The organism is Halorubrum tibetense (assembly GCF_042661865.1).
GTDB classification, from domain to species: domain Archaea; phylum Halobacteriota; class Halobacteria; order Halobacteriales; family Haloferacaceae; genus Halorubrum; species Halorubrum tibetense.
This window is the reverse complement of record NZ_JBHSWW010000634.1, coordinates 1-625: the sequence shown is the minus strand read 5'-3', so window position 1 is coordinate 625 and position 625 is coordinate 1. Positions and strand designations below refer to the sequence as shown.

Sequence of the window (625 nt, the reverse complement as noted above, 5' to 3'; positions counted from 1 at the left end):
AGCGCACCAGTGAACCCACTAACATCAACGATTCCAGTTACTGCACTGGCCTCCATTTCATGCAAAGCGGTATCTTTGTAGAGCCTTTTAATAGTTAAAAATTTTGTCTTAGCTCCTGAAATAATTACATTGTTCAATAAGGCGCCAGCGGAAATCTCCATTTCCTTTACAGCCAGATCTATAAATGAAACATCTTCCAAAGAAACAAATCTACCGATACTACATATGCCATTTAGAACAGAGCATTTTGAAAAAATGGTATCTTCGATTCTTATGTTTTTTTAGGGCCATCTCTAAACTGCAAGGATTTGAATTGAACCTGATCATACACCCCGCATCTTAGCGAAAAGATGTCATCACCCACTAGAAAATCATCGTCTATACATACCTGTTTCATCCTACTTCCCTCATAAATTTCCATTGATTAACTTTAAGTCTTCAACAGAAAACGCATCATAAGTTATCACAATGTCCACTTCCGCTCTATCTTGGTGCTTTAGAATGCTAGCTTTCGAATTGGTGGTCACTTCAAAAGTAATATCGTCAGTGGGATTCTTAAAATCATACGGCTTGTTGCTAACACCAGTCCAGTCCATGTCAGCTAAAACGCTATCCGGGTTCACCT

General features: G+C 38.7%; 2 protein-coding genes. Both read right to left on the bottom strand.

The features are described from left to right. Window positions 1–200 (bottom strand): hypothetical protein (locus ACFQEU_RS17450; protein WP_379784210.1); only part of this gene is annotated, 200 nt, incomplete at its 3' end. A gap of 207 nt (window positions 201–407) precedes the next feature. Further along, window positions 408–625, bottom strand: a 218-nt coding sequence (locus tag ACFQEU_RS17445; RefSeq protein WP_379784208.1) for a hypothetical protein, incomplete at its 5' end; no start/stop codon positions are given.